The organism is Streptomyces cinereoruber, assembly GCF_009299385.1.
GTDB lineage: Bacteria > Actinomycetota > Actinomycetes > Streptomycetales > Streptomycetaceae > Streptomyces > Streptomyces bikiniensis.
Genome location: NZ_CP023693.1, coordinates 1,838,481 through 1,863,489 on the forward strand (window position 1 = coordinate 1,838,481; position 25,009 = coordinate 1,863,489).

Sequence of the window (25,009 nt, forward strand, 5' to 3'; positions counted from 1 at the left end):
GTTTCCCCCGAGTCCTTAGTCTGGGGGGATGCTTTCGGAACCACGCTCAGGACGTCTGGCCGCCTGGGGCAATGCCCTGCTGGCCGGGGCGGTGTCGCCGGACGAGGCGGCCATGGCCATTGTCGGGGAGGACGCGGTGCACCGCGTGGAGGGGCTGCCGGGTGAGGCGGGTCCGGTGGGGCTGACGCTGGCCCTGGGGCGGCTGCGGCGGCTCGGGGTGACCGGGTGGCGGGTGGCGCTGCCCGCGCCGGGTCATCCGCTGGGGCTGAGCGGGCCGCCGGACTTCAACGCGCGCGCGTTGGAGGCGGAGGAGGCGGTGGTGGGCTTCGGCGCGCCGTACGGCCTGGTGCCGGAGGTCTCGGAGGCGGGTCCGGCGGGGGACGTGCACGTGGAGGTGGTGTGGCGCTGCCTCGCGGTGCGGGAGGCGCCGCCGGCGGACGTGCCGTCGCTCGGCGAGGCGGAACGGGAGCTGGCGGAGGCGCTGCGGGACGCGACGACGGTGCTGACCCGGCTCGACGTGGCGGCCTCGGGCCCGGCGGCGGAGGTGGCGCGTGAGGCGTACCGGGCGCGGGCGGAGGTCGGCCGCGAGGTCCTGGCCCCGGGCTATCCGCCGCGCGCGGTGCGGGTCCTGGAACTGGCGCAGCGGATCGGCCTCCTCGTGGACCTGGCGTACGACCACGGCCACGGGGGCGCGGTGAGCGCGTCGGAAATGGCGGCGCGGGGGGAGGCGCTGCGGCCGGTGGAGCGGGTGGCACGGCGGGCGCAGGTCGCCGCGTACAACGCGTACGTGGAGGAGAGGGAGCGGGAGCGGGGGTTCTGAGGGTCGGGGTGGAACGTGCGGCAAAGGGAAACCCCCGGCCCCCGGGGGGATCGTCCGGGGGTCGGGGGCGTGCGGTGGCGGGTCAGTCGTTGACGGCGCCGTTGCCGAAGGCCGGGTTGAGCAGGCCGATCACGTTGACCGTGTTGCCGGAGACGTTCACGGGGACGTGGACCGGGACCTGCACCGCGTTGCCGGAGGCGACACCCGGGGAGTGGACGGCCGCGGCCTCGGCACCGGCGTCGGCGGAGGCGACGCCCGCGCCGGCGGCGACGATGCCACCGGCGACCATGGTGAGGGCAGCGGCCTTCTTGAACTTGTTCACTTGGTGATTCCTCCTGGTCGTCGCTGCGGCCGGTCCGCCGCAGCACGCCCTGGAGAACGCCCCGCCGCCCGGGAGGTTGCGCCGAACGGGGGACGTACACACGACGGTATGAACGGGTGAACGGTCGTGCGCCCGGCGCGCGCGGGGGGCGCGTCAGCGGGTGAGGCCGTGGCGCACCGCCCAGAGGGCCGCCTGGGTTCGGTCCGCGAGGTCGAGCTTCATCAGGATGTTCGAGACGTGCGTCTTGACCGTCTTCTCGGAGAGGACCAGGGCGCGGGCGATCTCGCGGTTGGACCGCCCGTCCGCGATCAGGCCGAGGACCTCCCGCTCCCGTTCGGTGAGGGACGGTCCCCGGCCCGTACCGCCGGGGGCGTCGTCCTGGGAGAGGAGCGCACCGGCGACCTCGGGCTGGAGCAGGACGTGTCCGGCGTGGACGGAGCGGATCGCGCCGGCCAGGGCGTCGGGGTCGATGTCCTTGTAGACGTATCCGGAGGCGCCGGCGCGGAGCGCGGGGACGACCGTGCGCTGCTCGGTGAAGCTGGTGACGATCAGGACCCTGGCGGGGTTGGCGAGCTCGCGGAGCCGCTTCAGGGCCTCGATCCCGTCCGTACCGGGCATCTTCACGTCCATGAGGACGACGTCGGGGCGGAGCTCCTCGGCGCGGGCGACGCCCTCGTCGCCGTCGGAGGCCTCCCCCACGACCTCTATGTCGTCCTGCACCTCCAGGAAGGTGCGCAGGCCTCGGCGGACGACCTGGTGGTCGTCGACCAGCAGGACGCGGATGGGCTTGTCAGCCACCGGGAACCTCCATCTCGATCGTGGTGCCCTCGCCGGGGGCCGAGGTCACGGTGAGCCGTCCGCCGACGCCGCCCGCCCGGTCCCGCATGGAGACCAGGCCGAGGTGGCGTCCGGCGCTGCGGACCGTACGCGGGTCGAAGCCCTTGCCGTCGTCGGCGACGGTGAGCCGGGCGCCCCGGCCGTCGCGGATGAGGGAGACCCGGACCCGTTCCGCGTCCGCGTGCCGCAGGGCGTTGTGCAGGGCCTCCTGGGCGACCCGGAGGACGGCCTCCTCCTGGGCGGCCGGCAGGGCGCGGACGCCGGGGCTCTCGAAGGTGACCCGGGCGGAGTGGGCGCGGTCCAGGACCTGGATCTGGGTGCGCAGGGTGTGGACGAGGCCGTCCTCGTCCAGGGCGGCGGGGCGCAGCTCCACGACGGCGGCGCGCAGTTCGTCGGCGGCCTCGGCGGCGAGCGCGGCGACCTGCTGGAGCTCGCCCTTGGCGCGGACCGGGTCGCGGTCCACGAGGGCGGCGGCGGCCTGGGCGGTCAGCCGGAGCGAGAACAGCTTCTGGCTGACGGCGTCGTGCAGCTCGTGGGCGAGGCGGGAGCGCTCCTCGGCGATGGTGAGCTCGCGGCTGCGCTCGTACAGGCGCGCGTTGGTGAGGGCGATGGCGGCGTGCTGGGCGAGGATCGAGAGCAGGGCCTCGTCGTCGGCGGTGAAGCCGCAGCGGCCGTCCTCCTTGGGGCAGCGCTTGTTGGCGAGGAAGAGGGCGCCGATGATCTCGTCGCCGTCCCGCACGGGCAGGCCGATGAAGTCGGACATCTCGGGGTGGGCGGCGGGCCAGCCCTCGAAGCGGGGGTCCTTGCGGACGTCGGCGAGCCGCTCGGGCTCGGCCTTGTGGAGCATCGAGGCGAGGATGCCGTGCTGGCGGGGCAGCGGGCCGATCGCCCGCCACTGCTCGTCGCTGACGCCGTCGACCACGAACTGGGCGAAGCCGCCGTGGTCGTCGGGGACGCCCAGGGCCGCGTACTCGGCGTCGAGGAGCTCGCGGGCCGAGGCCACGATCGTCTTGAGGACGTCGCGGACCTCCAGGTGGCGGCTCATCGCCAGGAGGGCGGTGCTCACGGCGGCCAGGCCGGAGCTCGGTCGATGGCTCATGCGTTCACCGTACCGGCGGGGCGTGACCGTCCGTATCCGTCCGGGGACGAGGCCGGGGCCGGTCCCGGGACCTAGGTCGAAGTGCCCTCGGCGGTCCGGGCGCGGGGACGAGGCGGCGGGCGGGGGCCGCGCCGGAGGGTGGAGCCGTCGGTGTCCGAGCGGATGGACGGAAAGGGGCGGTGGCCATGGCTGTCGCGATCGTGACGGGGGCGTCGAAGGGGCTGGGCCTGGCCCTGGCCCACGGGCTTGCGGGGCGGGGCTGGGACCTCGTCCTCGACGCCCGGACGGCGGACGTGTTGGAGGAGGGCGCGGCGGCGGTCCGCGCGGCGCACGGGACGCGGGTGGTGGCGCTGCCCGGGGACGTCCGGGACGCGGGGCACCGGCGGGAGCTGGTGTCGGCGGCGCGGGGGCTCGGCGGGCTCGACCTGCTGGTGAACAACGCGAGCGCGCTGGGGGCGGCGCCGCTGGTGCGCCTGGAGGAGCAGCCGCTGGAGGGCCTGCGGGAGGCCCTGGAGACGAACGTGGTGGCGGTCCTCGGCCTCGTGCGGGAGGGGCTGCCGTCGCTGCGGGAGAGCGGGGCGGGGACGGTGGTCGTGGTCAGCTCGGACGCGGCGGTGGAGGCGTACGCGACGTGGGGCGGGTACGGGGCGTCGAAGGCGGCGGCGGACCACTTGGCGGCGGTGCTCGCGGTGGAGGAGCCGGGGCTGCGGGTGTGGGCGGTGGATCCGGGGGACATGGAGACGGACCTGTACGCGGCGGCGGACCCGTCGGGGGTCGGCGGGCGGCCGAGTCCGGAGTCCGTGGTGCCGGGGCTCCTCTCCCTCCTCGACCGGCGTCCGGCGAGCGGGCGGTACGGGGTGGCGGGGGCGGCGTCGCCGGAGGCGGTGGCGCCCGCGTCTGGTTCTGCTGGTTCCGCTGGTTCTGCGCCCGCGCACGCGCACGCGAGGACCGCGGGGTCGGGCCGGTGAGCGTCGTGGTGGACGGGCTCGAAGGGCTGCGCGTGCCGGAGGAGCTGTCGGCCCGGGTGCCGGCCGAGCAGCGGGGGCCGGGGCGCGGCCGGGACGACGTGCGGCTGCTGGTGTCGCGGGGCGAGGCGGTGTCGCACCACGCCTTCCGGGAGCTGCCGGCGCTGCTGCGGGCCGGGGACGTGCTCGTCGTCAACACCTCGCCGACGCTGGCGGCGGCAGTGGACGGGCGGCTCGGGCCCGAGCCGGGCGGGGAGCCGGTGGTGGTGCACTTCTCGACGCGGGGCGACGACGGGCGGTGGGCGGTGGAGCTGCGGTCGCCGGAGCCGTCCGGCAGTACGCGCCCGCGTGCGGGCGGCCCGGCGGGGGCGGTCGTACGGCTGCCGGGCGGGGGCCGCCTCGCACTGGCGGGGCCGCTGACGCCGGGGAGCGGGCGGCTGTGGTGGGCGCGGGCGTACGGGGACGTGCCGGGGCTGCTCGGGCGGTACGGGCGGCCGATCCGGTACGGGTACACGGAGCGGGACCAGCCGCTGTCCGCGTACCAGACGGTCTTCGCCCGCCCCTCCCCCGACGGCGGGGGCTCGGCGGAGATGCCGAGCGCGGGGCGGCCCTTCACGGCGGGGCTCGTGGCGGAGCTGGCGGCGCGGGGCGTGTGGATCGCCCCGCTCTCCCTCCATACGGGGGTGGCGTCGGCGGAGGCGCACGAGCCGCCGTACCCGGAGCGCTTCGAGGTCCCGGCGGCGACGGCGGCCCTGGTGAACGCGGCGCGGGCGACCGGCGGGCGGGTGATCGCGGTGGGGACGACGGTGGTGCGGGCCCTGGAGTCGGCGGCGGTGGCAGGGCCGGTCGGGGCGGGGGCTTCGGCGCGGGCCGGCCGGGGCTGGACCGATCTGGTCGTGACGCCCGCGCGGGGCGTGCGGGTGGTGGACGGGCTGCTCACCGGGCTGCACGAGCCCGAGGCCTCGCACCTGCTGATGCTGGAGGCCGTCGCCGGGCGGGCGGCGCTGCGGAGCGCGTACGCCGCGGCGGTGAGGGACCGCTACCTCTGGCACGAGTTCGGGGACGTCCATCTCCTCCTCCCGGAGGAGAAGGGTCACCGTGCGCGTTGCGGAAGCAACTCGGGGTGAGTTCACGGCCTCCCCCGTGTGAGGCCGGGCATAGGACCCACGTCACTTACGAAGCCGCTTAGTGGAGACCTCAAGGTCGGATAAGGACGGAGAAAAACGGGCACACAGGACGTCCTTCGACCCCCTCCCGGCCCCCCGGTCCACTATCCGGCTTCGTAGGTCACACCTTTGCCAGCAGATTTTGCCGCCGCTAAGAATTGCATCCGTCGCCGCCGAGTGAGGCGTGTGCCGCCCCCGGCCGGAGCGACCCCCAGCGATTCGAAGAGGTAGTCCTGCATGTCTGCGAACACCTTTGGCCACAGTCGTCGTGGTCTGAAGAAGACCCACAAGGCCACGATCGCCGGCGTCGCCGCTCTGGGCGCCGCGGCTCTCACGCTCTCCCTGGTGCCCGGCAACGGTTCCACCGAGACCGAGCCCCAGGCTCTCTCCACCGGTACGCAGAAGGTCGCCTGGTCCTACGACGCGAACAGCGCCCAGGCCAAGGCGCTGGCCGCCGGCCTCAACGAGCAGCAGACCGCCCTCGGTCTGAAGGCTCAGCAGGAGGCCAAGGCCAAGGCGAACCTCGCCGCCCAGGCGAAGGCCGCCGCCGAGGCCAAGGCCGCGAAGGCGAAGGCCGCCTCCCAGGCGAAGGCCGCCGCGAAGGCCAAGGCCGCCGCCAAGGTCAAGGCCGCCGCCAAGGTCAAGGCCCAGGCCGCCGCGAAGAAGCGCGCCGCCGAGAAGGCCGCCGCCAACCGCTCCGTCACCCGCACCCCGGTCTTCGCGAACAACCTCGACGGCTGGATCCGCGAGGCGCTGTTCATCATGGACAAGCACGACATCCCGGGCAGCTACTCGGGCATCCACCGCAACATCATGCGCGAGTCCTCCGGCAACCCGCGCGCCATCAACAACTGGGACATCAACGCCATCAACGGCATCCCCTCGAAGGGTCTGCTCCAGGTCATCCAGCCGACCTTCGAGCGGTACCACGTCAAGGGCACCAAGTTCGACCTGTACGACCCGGTCGCCAACATCGTCGCGGCCTGCAACTACGCCGCCGACCGCTACGGCTCGATGGACAACGTCAACAGCGCGTACTGATCGCGCGCCGGTACGCCGAAGGGCGGCACCCCGTACGGGATGCCGCCCTCGGACGCGTCCGTCCCCGGGTTACTTGCGCATGACCTCGGGCTCGTGGCGGCGCAGCAGCCGCGCCACGACGACGCAGAAGACTGCCGCCATCAGGAGCTGGACGCCGAGGTTCATGCCCCACTGGGCCGCCGTGTGCTCCCACAGGGGGTCGGTGTCCGTGGGGTTCTTCGGGTCCCACGGCGGCATGAGGCGGGCCAGGTCGAGGGTGGTGCCGGCGCCGGCGATTCCCCAGCGGGACGGCATCAGCCAGGCGAACTGCTCCAGGCCGGGCGAGCCGTACACCTGGAACAGGATGCCGGTGAAGACGACCTGGACGATCGCGAACATCACCAGGAGCGGCATGGTCTTCTCGGCGGTCTTCACGAGCGCGGAGATGACCAGGCCGAACATCATCGAGGTGAGGCCCAGGGCGATGACCTGGACGCACAGCTCGACGGCCGGCGGCATGAAGAGGCCCTCCTCGGGCAGCGCCCGGGTGGAGAAGCCGATGCCGCAGATGATGACGCCCTGGAAGGCCGTGATCAGGCCGAGGACGATGACCTTGGACATCAGGTACGCGGAGCGGGAGAGGCCGGTGGCGCGCTCCCGTTCGTAGATGACCCGTTCCTTGATCAGTTCGCGGACCGAGTTGGCGGCGCCGCTGAAGCACATGCCGACCGCGAGGATCAGCATGATCGTGCCGGCGTCGCCGTTGAAGCGGGACGGCGGGGTCGGCGAGCCGAGGCCGAAGTCGGCCGGGATGACGACCGAGACCGCGCCGAGGACGGCCGGCAGGATCACCATCAGGCCCAGGAAGCCCTTGTCGGACGCGATCACCGAGACGTAGCGGCGGATCAGGGTCCACAGCTGGGAGCCCCAGCTCTGCGGCTTCGGCGGGCGGGACATCGCCTGCTGCGGCACCTGGACGGGCTGGGCGGCGACGGCGTCGATGTCCGCGGCGTACAGCTGGTAGTGCTGCGAGCCCTTCCAGCGGCCGGCCCAGTCGTAGTCGCGGTAGTTCTCGAAGGCGGAGAAGACGTCGGCCCAGGTGGAGTAGCCGAAGAAGTTCAGCGCCTCCTCCGGCGGGCCGAAGTACGCCACCGAGCCGCCGGGCGCCATCACGAGGAGCTTGTCGCACAGGCCCAGCTCGGCCACCGAGTGGGTGACGACGAGGACCGTGCGCCCGTCGTCGGCGAGGCCGCGGAGCAGCTGCATGACGTCGCGGTCCATGCCCGGGTCGAGGCCGGAGGTCGGCTCGTCCAGGAAGATCAGCGAGGGCTTGGTGAGGAGCTCCAGGGCCACGGAGACGCGCTTGCGCTGGCCGCCGGAGAGGGAGGTGACCTTCTTCTCCTTGTGGATGTCGAGCTTGAGCTCGCGCAGCACCTCGTCGATGCGGGCCTCGCGCTCGGCGGTCGCGGTGTCGCCGGGGAAGCGGAGCTTGGCCGCGTAGCGCAGCGCCTTCTGGACGGTCAGCTCCTTGTGCAGGATGTCGTCCTGCGGGACCAGGCCGATGCGCTGGCGCAGCTCGGCGAACTGCTTGTAGAGGCTCCGGTTGTCGTAGAGGACGTCGCCCTCGTTGGCCGGGCGGTAGCCGGTGAGCGCCTTGAGGAGCGTGGACTTGCCGGAGCCGGACGGGCCGATGACGCCGATCAGCGACTTCTCCGGGACGCCGAAGGTGACGTCCTTGAGGATCTGCTTGCCGCCGTCGACCGTGACCGTGAGGTGGCGGGCCGAGAAGGAGACCGAGCCGGTGTCGACGAACTCTTCCAGCTGGCCGCCGACGATGCGGAAGGTCGAGTGGCCGACGCCGACGATGTCCTGCGGGCCGAGGAGGGCGGTGCCGCCCTTGGCGATCGGCTGGCCGTTGACGTACGTGCCGTTGTGCGAGCCGAGGTCGCGGATCTCGAAGCGCCCGTCGGGCGTCGCGTGGAACTCGGCGTGGTGCCGCGAGACCTGGAGGTCGGAGACGACCAGCTCGTTCTCCAGGGCACGGCCGATGCGCATGACGCGGCCGAGCGACAGCTCGTGGAACGTGGTGGGGCTGCGGTCGGAGTAGGCCGACGACGCCCCCGCGCCGACGCCGGGACCCCCGCGTCCGGGCCCCTGCTGGTGCGGGACCTGCGGCTGCTGCCAGCCGGGCTGCTGCGGGGCCTGGTGGGGCTGCTGCGGGGCCTGGTGTTGCGGCGGTGCCTGGTGGGTGGCCCACTCGGCCTGCTCCGCGGCCTGGTGGGCCGGGACGGGCTGGGCCACCGGCGGCTGCTGGTGCGGCGCGGGCTGCCCGGCCTGGTGCCCGGTCTGGGCTCCGGCGGCGAGATTCAGCCGCGGGCCGTCGGTCGCGTTGCCCAGGTGGACGGCCGAGCCGGGCCCGATCTCCATCTGGTGGATCCGCTGGCCCCGGACGAACGTGCCGTTCGTGGAGCCGTGGTCCTCGATGACCCAGCTCCGGCCGCCCCAGCTGATCGTGGCGTGGCGCCACGAGACCCTGGCATCGTCGATGACCAGGTCACCCTGCGGGTCCCGGCCCACGGTGTACGACCTGGACGGATCGAGGGTCCAGGTCCTTCCATTCAATTCCAGTACGAGTTCTGGCACTCCACGCCCCACTACTTGTCCCCCGATGTACCCCCGTCGCTGGGAGTCCAGGGATGGCGAACATCCGGGGGGAACTATTTCAGGCCCGGTCCCCTCTCCGAAAGTCGGGGCGCGGGCCCGGCGGGCGGGCGGGGCGCCGGAGGGCCGCCCGGGGGCCGGTGTCCGGTACGCGGGACGGGGGGTCGGGGGGCGCGCGGTGCCGGATACGGTGGGAACCACCATGAGCGCATCGCAGACCTCAGACGTTTCCCCCTCGGACGTTCCCACCCTTCTCGTCAAGATCTTCGGGAAGGACCGTCCCGGGATCACCGCGGGACTCTTCGACACCCTCGCCGCCTACTCCGTCGACGTCGTGGACATCGAGCAGGTCGTCTCGCGCGGCCGCCTCGTCCTGTGCGCGCTCGTCACCGAGCCGACCGTCGCGTCGCAGGGCGAGCTCCGGGCGACCGTGCACAGCTGGGCCGAGTCGCTGAAGCTCCAGGCCGAGATCATCTCCGGCACGGGCGACAACCGCCCCCGGGGCGAGGGGCGCTCGCACGTCACCGTGCTCGGCAACCCCCTCACGGCGGAGCAGACGGCGGCCATAGCGGCCAGGATCGCGGAGGCCGGCGGCAACATCGACCGGGTCTTCCGCCTCGCGAAGTACCCGGTGACGGCGGTCGAGTTCGCGGTCTCGGGCTGTGAGACCGAGCCGCTGCGGACCGCGCTCGCCGTCGAGGCGCACACCATCGGGGTCGACGTGGCCGTGGTCTCCGCCGGTCTGCACCGGCGCGCCCAGCGGCTCGTCGTCATGGACGTGGACTCGACCCTGATCCAGGACGAGGTGATCGAGCTCTTCGCGGCGCACGCGGGCTGCGAGGACAAGGTCGCCGAGGTGACGGAGGCCGCGATGCGCGGCGAGCTGGACTTCGAGCAGTCCCTGCACGCGCGGGTGGCGCTGCTCGCCGGCCTGGACGCCTCGGTGGTGGACAAGGTGCGCGCCGAGGTGCGGCTGACGCCCGGGGCCCGGACCCTGATCCGTACGCTCAAGCGGCTCGGCTACCAGGTGGGCGTGGTCTCCGGCGGGTTCACCCAGGTCACCGACGACCTGAAGGAGCGCCTGGGGCTGGACTTCGCCTCGGCCAACACCCTGGAGATCGTGGACGGGAAGCTCACCGGGCGGGTCACCGGGGAGATCGTGGACCGGGCGGGCAAGGCGCGGCTGCTGCGCCGGTTCGCCTCGGAGGCGGGGGTGCCGCTGGCGCAGACCGTGGCGATCGGCGACGGGGCCAACGACCTGGACATGCTGAACGCGGCCGGGCTCGGGGTGGCGTTCAACGCCAAGCCGGTGGTGCGGAAGGCCGCCGACACGGCGGTGAACGTGCCGTTCCTGGACACCGTGCTCTATCTGCTCGGGATCACCCGCGAGGAGGTCGAGGCGGCGGACGGCGGCGAGGAGCTGCTGCACTGAGCCGCCGCCGCGATCGGCGGGTCGCGACGAGGAGGGCCCGGTCGTCCTGGGGACGGCCGGGCCCTCGCGCGTACGGGGACGGGGGCGCGGGGCCTCGTCGGCCGTACGGGACCCGTCAGTCGTGCGGGGTCCAGAAGTCGACGAGGGTGCCGACGCCGTGCTCGACCGACTTCCAGGAGCCGTCGAAGGCGAGGACGGCGAAGGCGGAGGTCGGGAAGCCGCTGCGGTTCATCCGGGTCGCGGTGTCGCCCTCGGCCCGGCCCGCGAGGGCGTCGGCGAGGGCGTGCATGCCGGGGTTGTGGCCGATGACCAGGAGGTCGGAGACCTCGTCCGGGACGTCGTTGAGCAGGGCGATGAGCTCGCCGAGCGAGGCCTCGTACAGCCGGTCCTCGTACACGGTCCTGGGGCGCTCCGGCAGTTCGTGCACGGCGAGCTTCCAGGTCTCCCTGGTTCTGACGGCGGTCGAGCAGAGGGCCAGGTCGAAGCCGATGCCGGTCTCGGCGAGCCTGCGGCCCGCGACGGGGGCGTCCGAGCGGCCTCGTTCGGCGAGGGGCCGCTCGTGGTCGGACACCTGGGGCCAGTCTGCCTTCGCGTGCCGGAGCAGCACGATCCTGCGGGGTGTATCGACGCTCATGGTCCACAGCTTCGCACGAAACGGGCCTCTCCGACTCAGAGAGGGAGCGTTTGCCGGACCTGCTCCAGGAACCGTCCGACCTTCGGGTCTCCCCCGGTCGCGTGTGCCTCTCCCGGCCCGGTCATGAGCAGCAGGAGGGCGGTGAAGGCGGCCACCGGGAGGGCGAGGACCCACCAGGGCAGCCTGATGTCGGCGCCGGTCGCCGTGGTCCCGGTACCGCTGCGCGTACGGACCGACATGGCCGCCTCCGTGGGTGGGTCTCCGCTTTCGCCGTCGTCTCCCAACGTACGGAGCGCGGGGGCCGCGGCCCATCCGGTGATCCACCCACTAGACCCTGAGACCCGCCCCCTAGGGGATGCGGGGGCCACCCCCCGGCCGGAGGGTCACGGGGCGGCGATGGAGGCGATGACGCCGATGACGACGGTGATGGCGATCATCGCGCCGAAGACGGCGAGCAGCTTCTTCTGGCCGTTCGGCGGATTGGGTTCGAGAACTGGCATGGGAACAGTCTCGCACCTCAGCATTCGTCCTCGACCGTCCGGTCCCTGCCCGCCAGGATTCCGACGATCATCTGAGGCACCATCAGGCCTCCCATGAGCGCGATGGGCAGTCCCCAGCCGCCGCTGTGCTGGTAGAGCACGCCGACGAGGAGGGGTCCGGGGATCGAGATGAGGTAGCCGACGCTCTGGGCGAAGGCGGAGAGGCGGACGACGCCGGCGCCGGTGCGCGAGCGCAGGCCGATCATGGTGAGGGCGAGCGGGAAGGCGCAGTTGGAGACGCCGAGCAGCACCGCCCAGATCCAGGCTCCGGCGGCCGGGGCGAGGAAGAGGCCGGTGTAGCCGCCGAGGCCGCACAGGGCGAGGGCGACGACGATCGGGCCCTGGGTCTTCATGCGGGTGGCGAGCCGGGGAATGACGAAGGCGAGCGGGACGCCCATGACCATGGTGACGGCGAGGAGCACGCCCGCGGTGGAGGCGGGGACGCCGGCGTCGCGGAAGATCTGCGGCATCCAGCCCATGGTGATGTACGCGCCGGTGGCCTGGAGCCCGAAGAACGCGCCGAGGGCCCAGGCCGTGCGGCTGCGGGTGACGCGCGGCGCGGCGGCCTGCGCCGGGGCCTTCGCTTCCGTACGGGGAGCGCCGGTATCCATACGGGGGGAGCCGGCTCCCGTACGGGAAGCGCCGTTGTCCGTACGGGAGGCGCCGGCCCGGCCGCCGTCGCGGTCGCGCAGGAGCGGGAGCCAGGGCAGGACGGCGAGGGCGGCGAGGACCGCCCAGACGCCGAGGCCGAGGCGCCAGTCCCCGCCGAGGGCGTCGGTCATCGGGACGGTCGCGGCGGCGGCGACGGAGGTGCCGAGGGCGAGCGCCATGGAGTAGAGGCCGGTCATGGTGCCGACGCGGTCGGGGAAGTACCGCTTGACGATGACGGGCATCAGGACGTTGCTGACGGCGATGCCCATCAGGGCGAGGGCGCTGGCGGCGAGGAAGGCGGCGGTGCCGCCGGCGAGGGGCCGCAGGACGAGGCCGGCGAAGATCGCGGCCATGCCCGCGCAGACGACGGCGGCGGGGCCGAAGCGGCGGGCGAGGCGCGGGGCGGTGATGCCGAAGACCGCGAAGCAGAGCGGCGGCACGGAGGTGAGGACGCCGGCGACGCTGCCGCTCATGTGGAGGCCTTCGCTGACCTCTTCGAGGAGGGCGCCGAGGCTGGTGATGGCGGGGCGCAGGTTGAGCGCGGCCAGGACGAGACCGAGGACGACCGGGACGAGGACCCGGCGGTGGACCGGGACGGCCGGTGCCGCCGGGACGGCCGGTGCCGCCGGGGTGCCCGGTGCCGCCGATGCCCCCGGGGTGGCCGGCGTGGTCGGGGTGGCCTGGGTGACCTTGGTGGCCTCGGTGTCCCGGGGCGCCGTGCCGGCGGGGCGGTCGCGGTCCGGTGCGGGAGAATCCCCGACGGTGGTGGCCGGTCGTGCGGCGGGGTCGAGGGTCTTCGGCTCGTCAGGCATGGAGCCATCATAGAATCATGGGATGATTGGTTGTCCAATCTCGAACATCCCGAAGCAAGTCTCGAACGAACGGGAAGGTGCCTCCATGGCCCTCGGCCATCCCCGGCGCGCAGGTCTCTCCGACCAGGTGATCGCCGAGCTGCGGAACCAGATCACCTCCGGCGAGTGGCCGGTGGGCTCGCGCATCCCGACCGAGCCCGAGCTGGTCGAGCAGCTGGGCGTGGCCCGCAACACCGTGCGCGAGGCGGTCCGCGCGCTCGCGCACAACGGCCTGCTCGACATCCGGCAGGGCTCGGGGACGTACGTGGCCGCCACCAGCGAGCTGGCGGGCGTCATGCACCGGCGGTTCGCGGGCTCCGACCCCCGGCACGTCGCCGAGCTGCGCTCGACCCTGGAGTCCGCCGCCGCGCGGTTCGCGGCGCAGCGGCGCACGGAGCGGGACCTGAAGCAGCTCGACGCCCTGCTCGTACGGCGCGAGGAGGCGTGGGGGACGGGGGACGCGGAGCGGTTCGTGACCGCCGACGCGGCCTTCCACCACGCGGTCGTCGCCGCCTCGGGCAACGAGGTCCTCACGGAGCTCTACGCGGACCTGGGCGACCTGCTGCGGCAGTGGCTACGGGACGACGTGGGGCGGGAGCTGCGGCCGGAGAACCACATGGACCACGCGCGCCTGGTGGACGCGATCCGGGACGGCGACGCCGAGCGGGCGGGCACGGAGGCGGCGGGCTACCCCTTCATGTGCCTGCGGAGCGCCGTACGGGACGCACCGGATTCACGGTCCTGAGGAGTCCGGCGCGGGCTCCGGGTCCGCCGGCTGGTGGGTGATCCAGGCGGCCCGGACCTCCTTCCAGCAGCGGCCGGTGAGCTGGGCGTAGTCGGCGGGGCCGACGTCCACGGGGGCGCTGTCGGTGTCGAGGTCCCACCACCGCTCGCACTCGACGTGGAGGCGGACCCGGTCGGTGCGCGGGTACGGGTTCTGGCAGTGGGCGGTGACGCGGGAGCCCTCGATGTCGGTGCGGCAGGAGGCGCCGAAGTTCTCCGGCTCCCCGGGCGCCGGGGCCGCGAGGGGGACCTCCTCGGCCGGGGCGGGGGCCGCGCGCACCTCGGTGGCGAGGGCGACCCCGGTCAGCAGCACGGCGACCGAGGCGAACGCCCCGAATCCGTGACGTGTCACGTGCATGCCCGTACCTCCTCCCCGTCAGCAGCAGACCTTCACGCTCTGCCTCAGTCTGGGGCCGTCCGGGCTACTTTTCGAGTCGAGTGTTCGATTTCGGCGTTCGGGCCCCGGTGGCCGGAAAGCGGCGAAGGGCCGTGCGCACCGCCCCGAGGGGCGGGCACACGGCCCTCGTCGTACGTGCAGGAGGCGTCAGGCGCCGATCGCGTGCAGACCGCCGTCGACGTGGACGATCTCGCCCGTCGTCTTCGGGAACCAGTCGGAGAGCAGCGCGACGACACCGCGGCCGGCCGGCTCCGGGTCGCTGAGGTCCCACTCCAGCGGGGAGCGGCTGTCCCAGACGGAGGCCAGCTCGCCGAAGCCCGGGATGGACTTGGCGGCCATCGAGCCCAGCGGGCCCGCCGAGACCAGGTTGCAGCGGATGTTCTGCTTGCCCAGGTCGCGGGCGATGTAGCGGCTGGTGGCCTCCAGGGCGGCCTTGGCCGGGCCCATCCAGTCGTACTGCGGCCAGGCGAACTTCGCGTCGAAGGTGAGGCCGACGACGGAGCCGCCCTCGCTCATCAGCGGCAGCAGCGCCATCGTCAGGGACTTCAGGGAGAAGGCCGAGACGTGCATGGCGGTGGCGACGGACTCGAACGGCGTGTTGAGGAAGTTGCCGCCGAGCGCGTCCTGGGGGGCGAAGCCGATGGAGTGCACGACGCCGTCGAGGCGGTCGCCGAGGTGCTCGCGGACCTGGCCCTCCAGGCGCGCGAGGTGCTCGTCGTTGGAGACGTCGAGCTCCAGGACCTTGACGTTCTCGGGCCGGGGCAGCTTCTTGGCGATGCGCTCGGTCAGCGTCGGCCGGGGCCAGGCGGTGAGGATGATCTCCGCGCCCTGCTCCTGGGCCAGCTTCGCGGTGTGGAAGGCGATGGAGGACTCCATCAGCACACCGGTGATGAGGATGCGCTTGCCCTCGAGGATTCCACTCATGGTGATCAGTGACCCATGCCCAATCCGCCGTCAACCGGGATGACGGCTCCAGTGATGTACGCGGCGTCGTCGGAGGCGAGGAACTTCACCGCGGCGGCGATCTCCCCGGGCTGCGCGTAGCGGCCCAGCGGCACCTGGGACACGATGCCCGCGCGCTGTTCGTCGGTGAGCACCGCGGTCATGTCCGTGTCGACGAAGCCGGGCGCGACGACGTTGAAGGTGATGTTGCGGGAGCCCAGCTCGCGCGCGAGGGAGCGGGCGAAACCGACCAGACCGGCCTTGGAGGCGGCGTAGTTGGCCTGGCCCGCGGAGCCGAGGAGGCCGACGACCGACGAGATCAGGACGACGCGGCCCTTCTTGGCGCGCAGCATCCCGCGGTTGGCCCGCTTGACGACCCGGAAGGTGCCGGTCAGGTTGGTGTCGACGACGGAGGTGAAGTCCTCCTCGGACATGCGCATGAGGAGCTGGTCCTTCGTCACGCCGGCGTTGGCCACGAGGACCTCCACCGGACCGTGCTTCTCCTCGATCTCCTTGTACGCCTGCTCCACCTGCTCGCCGTCGGTGATGTCGCACTTCACGGCCAGGCAGCCCAGCTCGGCCAGGGCGGCCGGCGGCTCGCCGGAGCGGTACGTGAACGCGACCTTGTCGCCGGCCTCGGCGAACGCGCGGGCGATGGCGAGGCCGATGCCCCGGTTTCCTCCGGTGACGAGAACCGAGCGGCTCAACGGATCACCCTTTCGATAGCGGTCTGGTAGCCGAAAACCTATCTGCATCGCTCCCGACATGAGGAATCGACCTCCCACAGTGGCGCCCGGGCCGCACTGTCGGGTCCCTACAGCTCGGGGGTGCCGGAAGACGACCGCCCGGCGGCCCGCGACCGGGCCCGACAGGGGCGGTCCGGGGCCCGGGGACACGGCCCGGTGGACGTCCGGGCCGCCCGCCGGACACCGGCGGGCCTTGTGCCGTTGCCCCAAGACCCGGCGCGCGGTGGCCGGTTGGGGACGGTTCCGCCGAGGGCGCACGCCAATGCGCAGCCCCGGCCGCCCCTCCCGTGATTGACTTCCCGGGCAGTTCCATGACCTCCATGACCGTCTTCCGAGCCTTCCGATCACCGAGAGCGAGGCCGCTCGTGGTCCATCAGATCGACCCTTCGTTCGTCGCGCTGCCCCTTCGGGCACTCGCCGACGCGGCGCTCGCCCGAGCGCGCGCGCTGGGTGCCGAGCACGCCGACTTCCGCCTGGAGCGGGTGCGCAGCGCCGCGTGGCGGCTGCGCGACGCCAAACCGTCCGGTTCCTCCGACACCACGGACCTCGGCTACGCGGTGCGGGTGGTGCACGGCGGGGCCTGGGGATTCGCCTCCGGCGTCGACCTGACCATGGACGGGGCGGCCCGGGTCGCCTCGCAGGCGGTCGCCATGGCCAAGCTGTCGGCGCAGGTGATCGCGGCGGCCGGCTCCGAGGAGCGCGTCGAGCTGGCGGCGGAGCCGGTGCACGAGGACAAGGTGTGGATCTCCTCGTACGAGATCGACCCCTTCTCCGTGCCCTCCGAGGAGAAGAGCGCGCTGCTCGCCGACTGGAGCGCGCGGCTGCTGCGGGCGGACGGCGTGGCGCACGTGGACGCCTCGCTGCTCACCGTCCACGAGAACAAGTTCTACGCGGACACGGCCGGGACCGTGACCACCCAGCAGCGCGTGCGGCTGCACCCGCAGCTCACGGCGGTGGCCGTGGACGGGACGACCGGCGAGTTCGACTCGATGCGGACGATCGCGCCGCCGGTCGGGCGCGGCTGGGAGTACCTGACCGGCACGGGCTGGGACTGGGACAAGGAGCTGGACGAGATCCCGGAGCTGCTCGCCGAGAAGATGCGGGCGCCGAGCGTAGAGGCCGGGCGGTACGACCTGGTCGTGGATCCGTCGAACCTGTGGCTGACCATCCACGAGTCGATCGGGCACGCCACCGAGCTGGACCGTGCGCTCGGCTACGAGGCGGCCTACGCGGGCACCTCCTTCGCCACCTTCGACCAGCTGAACAAGCTGACGTACGGTTCCTCGGTCATGAACGTGACGGGCGACCGGACCGCCGAGCACGGGCTCGCCACCGTCGGCTACGACGACGAGGGCGTCGAGGCGCAGTCCTGGGACCTGGTGAAGGACGGCACGCTCGTCGGCTACCAGCTGGACCGGCGGATCGCGAAGCTCACCGGCCTCGGGCGGTCGAACGGCTGCGCCTTCGCGGACTCCCCCGCGCACGTGCCGGTGCAGCGGATGGCGAACGTCTCGCTGCGGCCGGACCCGGGCGGCCTGTCCACGGAGGACCTGATCGGGGGCGTGGAGCGGGGCATCTACGTGGTCGGCGACCGGTCCTGGTCGATCGACATGCAGCGGTACAACTTCCAGTTCACCGGGCAGCGCTTCTTCCGCATCGAGAACGGGCGGCTCGCCGGGCAGCTGCGGGACGTCGCGTACCAGGCGACGACCACGGACTTCTGGGGCTCGATGGAGCAGGTCGGCGGCCCGCAGACGTACGTCCTCGGCGGCGCCTTCAACTGCGGAAAGGCCCAGCCGGGCCAGGTCGCCGCCGTCTCCCACGGCTGCCCCTCCGCCCTCTTCCGGGGCGTCAACATCCTCAACACGACGCAGGAGGCGGGACGATGAGCCGCGTCAGCAAGCCGTACGAGATCGTCGAGCGGGCCCTGGAGCTGTCCCGGGCCGACGGGTGCGTGGTCATCGCGGACGAGGAGTCCTCGGCCAATCTGCGCTGGGCGGGGAACGCCCTCACGACGAACGGCGTGACCCGGGGCCGTACGCTCACGGTGATCGCGACCGTCGACGGCGCGCAGGGCACCGCCTCCGGTGTCGTCTCCCGGTCCGCCGTGACCGTGGACGACCTGGAGCCGCTGGTGCGGGCCGCCGAGGAGGCCGCCCGGTCCGCCGGGCCCGCCGAGGACGCGCAGCCGCTGGTGGAGGGCGTGCCCGCCTCCCCCGACTTCACGGACGCCCCGGCGGAGACCTCCTCCGCCGTCTTCGGGGACTTCGCGCCCGCCCTCGGCGAGGCCTTCGCCCGGGCCCGGGCCGGCGGCCGCGAGCTGTACGGCTTCGCCAGCCACGAGCTGACCTCCACCTACCTGGGCACGTCGACCGGGCTGCGGCTCCGGCACGACCAGCCGAACGGGACCCTGGAGCTGAACGCCAAGTCCCCCGACCGCTCGCGCTCCGCCTGGGCCGGGCGCGCGACGCGGGACTTCAAGGACGTCGACCCGGCGGCGCTCGACGCCGACCTGGCGGTGCGGCTCGGCTGGGCGGAGCGGCGGATCGAGCTGCCCGCCGGGCGGTACGAGACGCTGCTGCCGCCGACCGCCGTGGCCGACCTGCTGATCTACCAGCAGTGGAACGCCGCCGCCCGGGACGCGGTGGAGGGCCGTACGGTCTTCTCCAAGCCCGGCGGCGGCACCCGGCTCGGCGAGACGCTCTCGCGGCTGCCGCTGACGCTGCGCAGCGACCCGAACGAGCCGGGTCTGGAGTCCGCGCCGTTCGTGATCGCGCACTCCTCCGGCGACGACTCGTCCGTCTTCGACAACGGCCTGCCGGTGGGTCCGGTCGACTGGGTGCGGGACGGGAAGCTGGAGCGGCTCGTCACCACCCGGCACTCGGCGGGGCTTACTCGGTTGCCCGTGGCCCCGGGAGCGGGGAACCTGATCCTGGACGGCGGCGGGGAGCGTTCGCTGGAGGAGATGGTGGCCTCCACCGAGCGCGGTCTGCTGCTGACCTGCCTCTGGTACATCCGCGAGGTCGATCCGGCGACGCTGCTGCTCACCGGACTGACCCGGGACGGCGTCTACCTGGTCGAGAACGGCGAGGTGGTCGGCGAGGTGAACAACTTCCGGTTCAACGAGTCGCCGGTGGACCTGCTGTCGCGGGCCTCGGAGGCGGGCCGTACGGAGAAGACGCTGCCGCGCGAGTGGAGCGACTGGTTCACCCGGGCCGCGATGCCCGCCCTGCGGGTGCCGGACTTCAACATGAGCTCGGTCAGCAAGGGGGTCTGACCCACCTAGACTGGGCCCCGGCATCACCCCGATCAATCAAGGAGACGGACGACCGTGACGGACATCGTCGACGAGCTGAAGTGGCGCGGGCTCTTCGCCCAGTCCACCGATGAGGACGCACTGCGCAAGGCTCTCTCGGACGGTCCCGTCACGTTCTATTGCGGTTTCGACCCGACCGCGGCCAGTCTCCACGTCGGCCACCTGGTCCAGGTCCTCACCGTCCGCCGGCTCCAGCGGGCCGGGCACCGGCCGCTGGCGCTGGTCGGCGGGGCCACCGGGCAGATCGGCGACCCGCGGCCGACGGCCGAGCGCACCCTGAACGACCCCGAGACGGTCGCGAACTGGGTGAACCGGCTGCGGACCCAGATCGAGCCGTTCCTCTCCTTCGAGGGGGAGAACGCGGCGGTCATGGTGAACAACCTGGACTGGACCGCCGGGCTCTCGGCGATCGAGTTCCTGCGGGACATCGGCAAGCACTTCCGGGTCAACAAGATGCTGACCAAGGACTCCGTGGCCCGGCGCCTGGAGTCCGAGCAGGGCATCAGCTACACGGAGTTCAGCTACCAGCTCCTCCAGGGCATGGACTTCCTGGAGCTGTACCGCCGCTACGGCTGCACGCTCCAGCAGGGCGGCTCGGACCAGTGGGGCAACCTGGTGGCCGGGCTGGACCTGATCCACCGCCTGGAGCCGGGGGCCGAGGTCCACGCGCTCGCGACCCCGCTGATGGTCAAGGCGGACGGCACCAAGTTCGGCAAGACCGAGGGCGGGGCCGTCTGGCTGGACCCGGAGATGACCACGCCGTACGCGTTCTACCAGTTCTGGCTGAACGTGGACGACCGGGACATCTCCACGTACATGCGGATCCTCTCCTTCAAGTCCCGTGAGGAGCTGGAGGAGCTGGAGGCGCAGACCGCCGAGCGGCCGCAGGCCCGGGCGGCCCAGCGGGCGCTGGCCGAGGAGCTGACGACCCTGGTGCACGGCGCCGAGCAGTGCGCGGCCGTCATCGCCGCCTCCAAGGCGCTGTTCGGCCAGGGCGACCTGGCCGGGCTGGACGACGCGACGCTGGCCGCGGCCCTGTCCGAGCTGCCGCACGCGCGCGTGTCGGAGCTCGGCCAGGTCGTGGACCTGTTCGCCGAGGTCGGTCTGGTGGCGAGCAAGTCGGCGGCGCGCCGCACGGTGAAGGAGGGCGGGGCGTACGTGAACAACGCGAAGGTCACCGCCGAGGACGCCGAGGTGTCGGCGGACGACCTGCTGCACGGGCGCTGGCTGGTGCTGCGGCGCGGCAAGAAGAACCTGGCGGCGATCGAGTTCACCGGCGCCTGACGGGTCCGCCCGTACGACACGACCGGGGGCCCGGTACGGCACGTGGTGTGCCGTACCGGGCCCCCGGTCGTGTCCCGCCGTCAGGCCCGTCGTCTGTCGCCCTTGATCGAGGCCCAGAGCATGTCGCCCAGGCCGACGACGACGACCGCGCCGATCAGCTGGAGCAGATGGCGGATCCAGTCGATGCCCTTGGTGTCGTTGACGCCGATCCAGGTCGCGACCGCGTTTCCGAGGACGCTGCCGAGGATGCCGAACACGACCGTCAGCCAGAGCGGGATCTGCTGCTTGCCCGGCAGGATCGCCTTCGCGATCAGACCGAGGACGAGTCCCACGATGATCGCCCACAACCAACCCATTGTCGCCTCCTTGTACGCATGTGGGCCCAGTCTCGGCTTTCCGGACGTACGCTGCATGTCGGACACCGCCATACGTGCCCCGGTCTCGTGGGCGCGGAGGGGCGGGCGTACCGTGGAACGAGGACCGGACCGGGGTGGGTCCGGCGCGACCGGCGGGTGGTGAAGGGCGATGCCGAAGCGTGGTGGAACCGAGGTCTTCCGGATCACGGGGGCCCGGCAGGGGCTCGCCGACGACGTCCGGGGACGGCAGCGGAGGTACGTCATCTCGATGACGGTCCGGACGCTCTCCGTGATCGCCGCCGCGGTGCTGTGGAACGTCGAGCGGCACGTGGCGATCGTGGCCCTCGCCCTGGGCATCCTCCTGCCGTACGTCGCCGTGGTGATCGCGAACGCGGGACGCGAGTCGGCCCCGTCCCTTCCCTCCACGTTCGTACCGACTCCGGCGCGGCCCGCGCTCGGTGCGGGAGAGCCGACGGAGGAGCCGGCGGAAGAGGCCGGGGCGCCCCCGGGGACGGGCCGCCCGTACGGCCGGAACTGATCACCGAGCGTGGCCGGAAACCTCAAGAAAAGCTCAGATCAATCATGAAGTTCCAGTGCACCACACCCCGTGTGCCGTGACATACTGCCTACGCGCTCCGCATCCCCCGTCGGAGCGACGGACCGATGCCGGGCAGCTCCCCCCGTGGCTGCTCGGCATCGCCCTTGTTGGACAATGATCGGGTGATCATGGGTCCAGTGAGCGAAGAGAAGCCGATCTGTTCGGCCAAGGGGTGCCGCGCCGACGCCGTCTGGGTGCTCGCGTGGAACAACCCCAAGCTGCACACGCCGGAGCGGCGCAAGACCTGGCTCGCGTGCGAGGAGCACCGCGAACACCTCTCGCAGTTCCTGGGCGTACGGGGCTTCCTCAAGGACGTCGTGCCGCTGGCCGACTGGGAGTCCGAGGCCCCTTGAGACAGGGCTCCAAGACGGGGGTCAGCCGCCGATCGCGGACATCGGGCGGTCGGGCTGGAGGAAGCTCGGGTCGTCGAGGCCGGAGCCGGCCTTCTTGCCCCACATGGCCTTCTTCCAGATCTCCGCGACCTCGGCGTCCCCCGCGTCCGAGCGGAGCGCGGCCCGCAGGTCGGTCTCCTCGGTGGCGAAGAGGCAGGTGCGGACCTGTCCGTCGGCGGTGAGCCGGGTGCGGTCGCAGGCCCGGCAGAACGGGCGGGTGACGGAGGCGATGACGCCGACCGTATGCGGTCCGCCGTCCACGACCCAGCGCTCGGCGGGGGCGGAGCCGCGCTCGTCGGCGCCCTCCGGGGTCAGGGTGAAGCGGGTGCGCAGGGACTCCAGGATGTCCCCGGCGGTGATCATGCCGTCGCGTTTCCAGCCGTGCTGGGCGTCGAGGGGCATCTGCTCGATGAAGCGGAGCTCGTACCCCTCCTCGATCGCCCAGGCGAGCAGGTCGGGGGCCTCGTCGTCGTTGAGCCCGGGCATCAGGACGGCGTTGACCTTGACCGGGACGAGGCCGGCGTCGCGGGCGGCGGCCATGCCGTCGAGGACGTCGCGGTGCCGGTCGCGGCGGGTGAGGGTCTTGAAGACGTCCGGGCGCAGGGTGTCCAGGGAGACGTTGACCCGGTCGAGGCCCGCGGCCTTCAGGGCGGTCGCGGTGCGCTTGAGCCCGATGCCGTTGGTGGTGAGGGACATCCGGGGGCGGGGCTCCAGGGCCGCGCAGCGCTCGACGATCCCGACGAGGCCGGGGCGGAGCAGGGGCTCGCCGCCGGTGAAGCGGACCTCGGTGACGCCGAGGTCGGTGACGGCGATGCGGATGAGGCGGACGATCTCGTCGTCCGTGAGCAGGTCCGGCTTGGCGAGCCACTGGAGGCCCTCTTCCGGCATGCAGTAGGTGCAGCGCAGGTTGCACCGGTCCGTGAGCGAGACGCGCAGGTCGGTGGCGACCCGGCCGAAGGTGTCGATGAGCACGGTGGGCCCCCTCCCCGTCTGTGGATCGGTTCGTTTCGATCGCCTTGTTCCGAGCCTACGCGAGCGGTCCGACATCCAGCAGGGCAGATTGTCACGAGGACCGGCGCGGCCGCGTCGTAGAACTCTACGACGCGGCCGTCCGTGCGTGGCGGAACGTATACGGTTCAGTGCGCTCCGACACCGGTGAGGGACTTGACCTCCAGCTCCGCGTACTTGCCCTTGTCCGGCTCCTCCTTGGAGAGGATCGAGCCGAGCCAGCCGAGCAGGAAGCCGAGCGGGATGGAGACGAGGCCGGGGTTCTCCAGCGGGAACCAGTAGAAGTCGACGTCCTTGAACATCGAGGTGGGCTTGCCGGAGACGACCGGCGAGAACAGCACCAGGACGACGGCGGAGACCAGGCCGCCGTAGATCGACCACAGGGCGCCCTGCGTGGTGAACCGCTTCCAGAAGAGGGAGTACAGGATCGTCGGCAGGTTGGCGGAGGCGGCGACCGCGAAGGCGAGGGCGACCAGGCCGGCGACGTTGAGGTCGCGGGCGAGGGCGCCGAGCGCGATGGAGACGACGCCGATGAGGACGGTCGCCCAGCGGGCGGCCCGCACCTCCTCCTTCTCCGTGGCCTTCCCACGCCGGATGACGTTGGCGTAGATGTCGTGCGCGAAGGACGACGAGGAGGCCAGGGTCAGTCCGGCGACGACGGCGAGGATGGTCGCGAAGGCGACGGCGGAGATGACGGCGAGGAGGATCGCGCCGCCGGTGGAGCCGGCTCCGCCGCCGACCTCCAGGGCCGCGAGCGGGGCGGCGGTGTTGCCGGCCTTGTTGGAGGCGACGATGTCGCTGTTCTTGAGCAGGGCGGCGGCGCCGAAGCCGAGGACGATCGTCATCAGGTAGAAGGCGCCGATGATGCCGATGGCCCAGTTGACGGACTTCCGGGCGGCCTTGGCGGTCGGGACCGTGTAGAAGCGGATCAGGATGTGGGGCAGGCCGGCCGTGCCGAGGACGAGCGCGATGCCGAGCGAGAGGAAGTCCAGCTTCGAGGTGGCGCTGACGCCGTACTTGAGGCCGGGCTCCAGGAAGGCCTGGCCCTTGCCGCTGTTGGTGGCGGCCGCGCCGAGCAGGTCCGAGAGATTGAAGTCGAACTTCAGCAGGATGAGGAAGGTGATCAGGAGCGTGCCCGCGATGAGCAGCACGGCCTTGACCATCTGCACCCAGGTGGTGCCCTTCATGCCGCCGATGGTCACGTACACGATCATCAGGACGCCGACGAGGGCGACGATCGCGATCTTGCCGCCGTCGCTGGTGATGCCGAGGAGCAGCGAGACGAGGACGCCGGCGCCGGCCATCTGCGCGAGCAGGTAGAAGATCGAGACGACGATGGTGGAGGTGCCGGCGGCGGTGCGGACCGGGCGCTGGCGCATCCGGTAGGCGAGGACGTCGCCCATGGTGAAGCGGCCGGAGTTGCGCAGCGGTTCGGCGACCAGGAGCAGGGCGACGAGCCAGGCGACGAGGAAGCCGATCGAGTAGAGGAAGCCGTCGTAGCCGAAGAGGGCGATGGCGCCGGCGATGCCGAGGAAGGACGCGGCCGACATGTAGTCGCCGGAGATCGCCAGGCCGTTCTGGAAGCCGGTGAACTGGCGTCCGCCGGCGTAGAAGTCGGCGGCGCTGCGGGTCTGCCGGCCGGCCCACACGGTGATGACGAGGGTGGCGATCACGAAGGCGCCGAACAGGGCGATGATCAGGGGCCGGTGCTCGCTGGTGGCGTTGCCCGCCGCGAGCAGGACGGGGGTGCTCATGCGTCGCCCTCCATACGGGACTTGATGGCCTCGGCCTTCGGGTCGAGCCGGTTCGCCGCGTGCCGCGAGTAGAGCCAGGCGATGAGGAAGGTGGTGAGGAACTGGCCGAGGCCCAGGACCAGCGCCATGTTGATGTTGCCGAAGACCTTGGTCCCCATGAAGCCGCCCGCGTAGTTGGAGAGCAGCACGTACAGCAGGTACCAGGCGATGAAGGCGAGGGTGAGGGGGAAGGCGAACGAGCGGTAGGTGCGGCGCAGTTCGCCGAACTCCTCGCTCTCCTGCACCTCGGTGAACTGCTCCGTGGTGGGCGGCACGGGACTCCGATCGGTCTCCGTGCCGTTTCGGGCTGGCGGCGGTGCTTCGGTAGCCACGGACTCTCCTCGTGACGCGGGGGCGGACGGCTGGGTCAAAGGGGGCCTCACCGGGGTGCGGGAGC

26 protein-coding genes are annotated in these 25,009 nt (G+C 72.4%); 11 read left to right on the forward strand and 15 right to left on the reverse strand.

From position 1 onward, the window contains the following. The first annotated feature begins 28 nt into the window (after positions 1-28). Positions 29-820: a hypothetical protein gene (locus tag CP977_RS08095; protein ID WP_062756711.1), complete on the forward strand. Its 792-nt coding sequence runs from the start codon at positions 29-31 to the stop codon at positions 818-820. Positions 821-902: 82 nt separating this feature from the next. Here CP977_RS08095 and CP977_RS08100 read toward each other — a convergent pair whose 3' ends face one another. From CP977_RS08100 to CP977_RS08110, 3 genes are all read right to left on the reverse strand, one after another. Next, the gene (locus CP977_RS08100; protein WP_062756710.1) at positions 903-1,142 is read right to left on the reverse strand and encodes a chaplin; all 240 of its coding nucleotides are present in this window, start codon (positions 1,140-1,142) and stop codon (positions 903-905) included. A 153-nt stretch (positions 1,143-1,295) separates the two neighbouring features. After that, positions 1,296-1,940, reverse strand: coding sequence for a response regulator (locus CP977_RS08105; protein WP_062756709.1), 645 nt, complete (start codon positions 1,938-1,940; stop codon positions 1,296-1,298). Continuing rightward, positions 1,933-3,078: a GAF domain-containing sensor histidine kinase gene (locus CP977_RS08110; RefSeq protein ID WP_152369846.1), complete on the reverse strand. Its 1,146-nt coding sequence runs from the start codon at positions 3,076-3,078 to the stop codon at positions 1,933-1,935. Before CP977_RS08110 ends, CP977_RS08105 begins: the two co-directional genes overlap by 8 nt. A 185-nt stretch (positions 3,079-3,263) precedes the next feature. Between CP977_RS08110 and CP977_RS08115 the strand changes: the two genes are divergently transcribed. From CP977_RS08115 to CP977_RS08125, 3 genes are all read left to right on the forward strand, one after another. Further along, positions 3,264-4,046 (forward strand): SDR family NAD(P)-dependent oxidoreductase, encoded by a 783-nt coding sequence (locus CP977_RS08115; RefSeq protein ID WP_152369847.1) that lies wholly within the window; start codon positions 3,264-3,266, stop codon positions 4,044-4,046. Continuing rightward, positions 4,043-5,170 carry an S-adenosylmethionine:tRNA ribosyltransferase-isomerase gene (locus CP977_RS08120; protein ID WP_079131259.1) on the forward strand — a complete coding sequence of 376 codons (1,128 nt, stop codon included), beginning with the start codon at positions 4,043-4,045 and terminating at the stop codon, positions 5,168-5,170. Before CP977_RS08115 ends, CP977_RS08120 begins: the two co-directional genes overlap by 4 nt. Before the next feature lie 276 nt (positions 5,171-5,446). Next, on the forward strand, positions 5,447-6,250 hold the full coding sequence (locus CP977_RS08125) for a transglycosylase SLT domain-containing protein (protein ID WP_152369848.1): 804 nt from the start codon (positions 5,447-5,449) through the stop codon (positions 6,248-6,250). Positions 6,251-6,319: 69 nt separating this feature from the next. Here CP977_RS08125 and CP977_RS08130 read toward each other — a convergent pair whose 3' ends face one another. Next, positions 6,320-8,884, reverse strand: coding sequence for an ABC transporter ATP-binding protein/permease (locus CP977_RS08130; protein ID WP_152369849.1), 2,565 nt, complete (start codon positions 8,882-8,884; stop codon positions 6,320-6,322). Between the two features lie 208 nt (positions 8,885-9,092). Here CP977_RS08130 and serB point away from each other — a divergent pair, with 208 nt between their 5' ends. Next, complete coding sequence (serB, locus tag CP977_RS08135) at positions 9,093-10,322, forward strand: phosphoserine phosphatase SerB (RefSeq protein ID WP_062756705.1); 1,230 nt, start codon at positions 9,093-9,095, stop codon at positions 10,320-10,322. Between the two features lie 115 nt (positions 10,323-10,437). On the opposite strand, the gene CP977_RS08140 is transcribed toward serB, so the two are convergent. The 4 genes from CP977_RS08140 to CP977_RS08150 form a co-directional block, all read right to left on the reverse strand. Then, positions 10,438-10,956 (reverse strand): SixA phosphatase family protein, encoded by a 519-nt coding sequence (locus CP977_RS08140; protein WP_062756704.1) that lies wholly within the window; start codon positions 10,954-10,956, stop codon positions 10,438-10,440. Between the two features lie 35 nt (positions 10,957-10,991). After that, entirely contained in the window at positions 10,992-11,195 is a 204-nt protein-coding gene (locus CP977_RS08145) for a hypothetical protein (RefSeq protein ID WP_062756703.1), read from the reverse strand. Positions 11,196-11,339: 144 nt separating this feature from the next. Then, entirely contained in the window at positions 11,340-11,456 is a 117-nt protein-coding gene (locus tag CP977_RS35185) for an SGM_5486 family transporter-associated protein (RefSeq protein WP_260321902.1), read from the reverse strand. A gap of 17 nt (positions 11,457-11,473) precedes the next feature. After that, a complete protein-coding gene (locus CP977_RS08150; RefSeq protein ID WP_152369850.1) occupies positions 11,474-12,958 on the reverse strand; it encodes a CynX/NimT family MFS transporter in 1,485 nt (494 codons plus the stop codon). Between the two features lie 85 nt (positions 12,959-13,043). On the opposite strand from CP977_RS08150, the gene CP977_RS08155 reads away from it, so the two are divergent. After that, positions 13,044-13,742: a FadR/GntR family transcriptional regulator gene (locus CP977_RS08155; protein ID WP_062756701.1), complete on the forward strand. Its 699-nt coding sequence runs from the start codon at positions 13,044-13,046 to the stop codon at positions 13,740-13,742. Here the strand turns inward: CP977_RS08155 and CP977_RS08160 are convergent. From CP977_RS08160 to fabG, 3 genes are all read right to left on the reverse strand, one after another. Further along, on the reverse strand, positions 13,731-14,138 hold the full coding sequence (locus CP977_RS08160; protein WP_062756700.1) for a hypothetical protein: 408 nt from the start codon (positions 14,136-14,138) through the stop codon (positions 13,731-13,733). The two genes, CP977_RS08155 and CP977_RS08160, sit on opposite strands and share 12 nt — an antisense overlap. Before the next feature lie 186 nt (positions 14,139-14,324). Then, the gene (fabI, locus tag CP977_RS08165) at positions 14,325-15,101 is read right to left on the reverse strand and encodes an enoyl-ACP reductase FabI (RefSeq protein ID WP_062756699.1); all 777 of its coding nucleotides are present in this window, start codon (positions 15,099-15,101) and stop codon (positions 14,325-14,327) included. 5 nt (positions 15,102-15,106) lie between these two features. Next, positions 15,107-15,826 carry a 3-oxoacyl-[acyl-carrier-protein] reductase gene (gene fabG / locus CP977_RS08170; RefSeq protein WP_062756698.1) on the reverse strand — a complete coding sequence of 240 codons (720 nt, stop codon included), beginning with the start codon at positions 15,824-15,826 and terminating at the stop codon, positions 15,107-15,109. A 359-nt stretch (positions 15,827-16,185) separates the two neighbouring features. On the opposite strand from fabG, the gene CP977_RS08175 reads away from it, so the two are divergent. The 3 genes from CP977_RS08175 to tyrS are packed head-to-tail and all read left to right on the forward strand — an operon-like array spanning position 16,186 to position 20,465. Beyond that, on the forward strand, positions 16,186-17,754 hold the full coding sequence (locus CP977_RS08175) for a TldD/PmbA family protein (protein ID WP_208421600.1): 1,569 nt from the start codon (positions 16,186-16,188) through the stop codon (positions 17,752-17,754). Beyond that, entirely contained in the window at positions 17,751-19,142 is a 1,392-nt protein-coding gene (locus CP977_RS08180; RefSeq protein ID WP_062756696.1) for a metallopeptidase TldD-related protein, read from the forward strand. Before CP977_RS08175 ends, CP977_RS08180 begins: the two co-directional genes overlap by 4 nt. Before the next feature lie 54 nt (positions 19,143-19,196). Continuing rightward, a complete protein-coding gene (gene tyrS / locus CP977_RS08185; RefSeq protein WP_062756695.1) occupies positions 19,197-20,465 on the forward strand; it encodes a tyrosine--tRNA ligase in 1,269 nt (422 codons plus the stop codon). 80 nt (positions 20,466-20,545) lie between these two features. Here tyrS and CP977_RS08190 read toward each other — a convergent pair whose 3' ends face one another. Further along, complete coding sequence (locus tag CP977_RS08190) at positions 20,546-20,821, reverse strand: GlsB/YeaQ/YmgE family stress response membrane protein (RefSeq protein WP_062756694.1); 276 nt, start codon at positions 20,819-20,821, stop codon at positions 20,546-20,548. A gap of 169 nt (positions 20,822-20,990) precedes the next feature. Between CP977_RS08190 and CP977_RS08195 the strand changes: the two genes are divergently transcribed. Further along, complete coding sequence (locus CP977_RS08195; RefSeq protein ID WP_062756693.1) at positions 20,991-21,359, forward strand: DUF3099 domain-containing protein; 369 nt, start codon at positions 20,991-20,993, stop codon at positions 21,357-21,359. 188 nt (positions 21,360-21,547) lie between these two features. Further along, positions 21,548-21,772, forward strand: a complete 225-nt coding sequence (locus CP977_RS08200; protein WP_062756692.1) for a hypothetical protein — start codon at positions 21,548-21,550, stop codon at positions 21,770-21,772. Between the two features lie 21 nt (positions 21,773-21,793). On the opposite strand, the gene moaA is transcribed toward CP977_RS08200, so the two are convergent. The 3 genes from moaA to CP977_RS08215 all read right to left on the reverse strand — a co-directional run bounded on the left by moaA (position 21,794) and on the right by CP977_RS08215 (position 24,944). Further along, positions 21,794-22,783 (reverse strand): GTP 3',8-cyclase MoaA, encoded by a 990-nt coding sequence (moaA, locus tag CP977_RS08205; RefSeq protein ID WP_062756691.1) that lies wholly within the window; start codon positions 22,781-22,783, stop codon positions 21,794-21,796. A gap of 164 nt (positions 22,784-22,947) precedes the next feature. Beyond that, positions 22,948-24,573, reverse strand: coding sequence for a solute symporter family protein (locus tag CP977_RS08210; RefSeq protein ID WP_062756690.1), 1,626 nt, complete (start codon positions 24,571-24,573; stop codon positions 22,948-22,950). Further along, positions 24,570-24,944 (reverse strand): DUF485 domain-containing protein, encoded by a 375-nt coding sequence (locus CP977_RS08215; protein WP_062756689.1) that lies wholly within the window; start codon positions 24,942-24,944, stop codon positions 24,570-24,572. Before CP977_RS08215 ends, CP977_RS08210 begins: the two co-directional genes overlap by 4 nt. Positions 24,945-25,009: the final 65 nt, after the last annotated feature.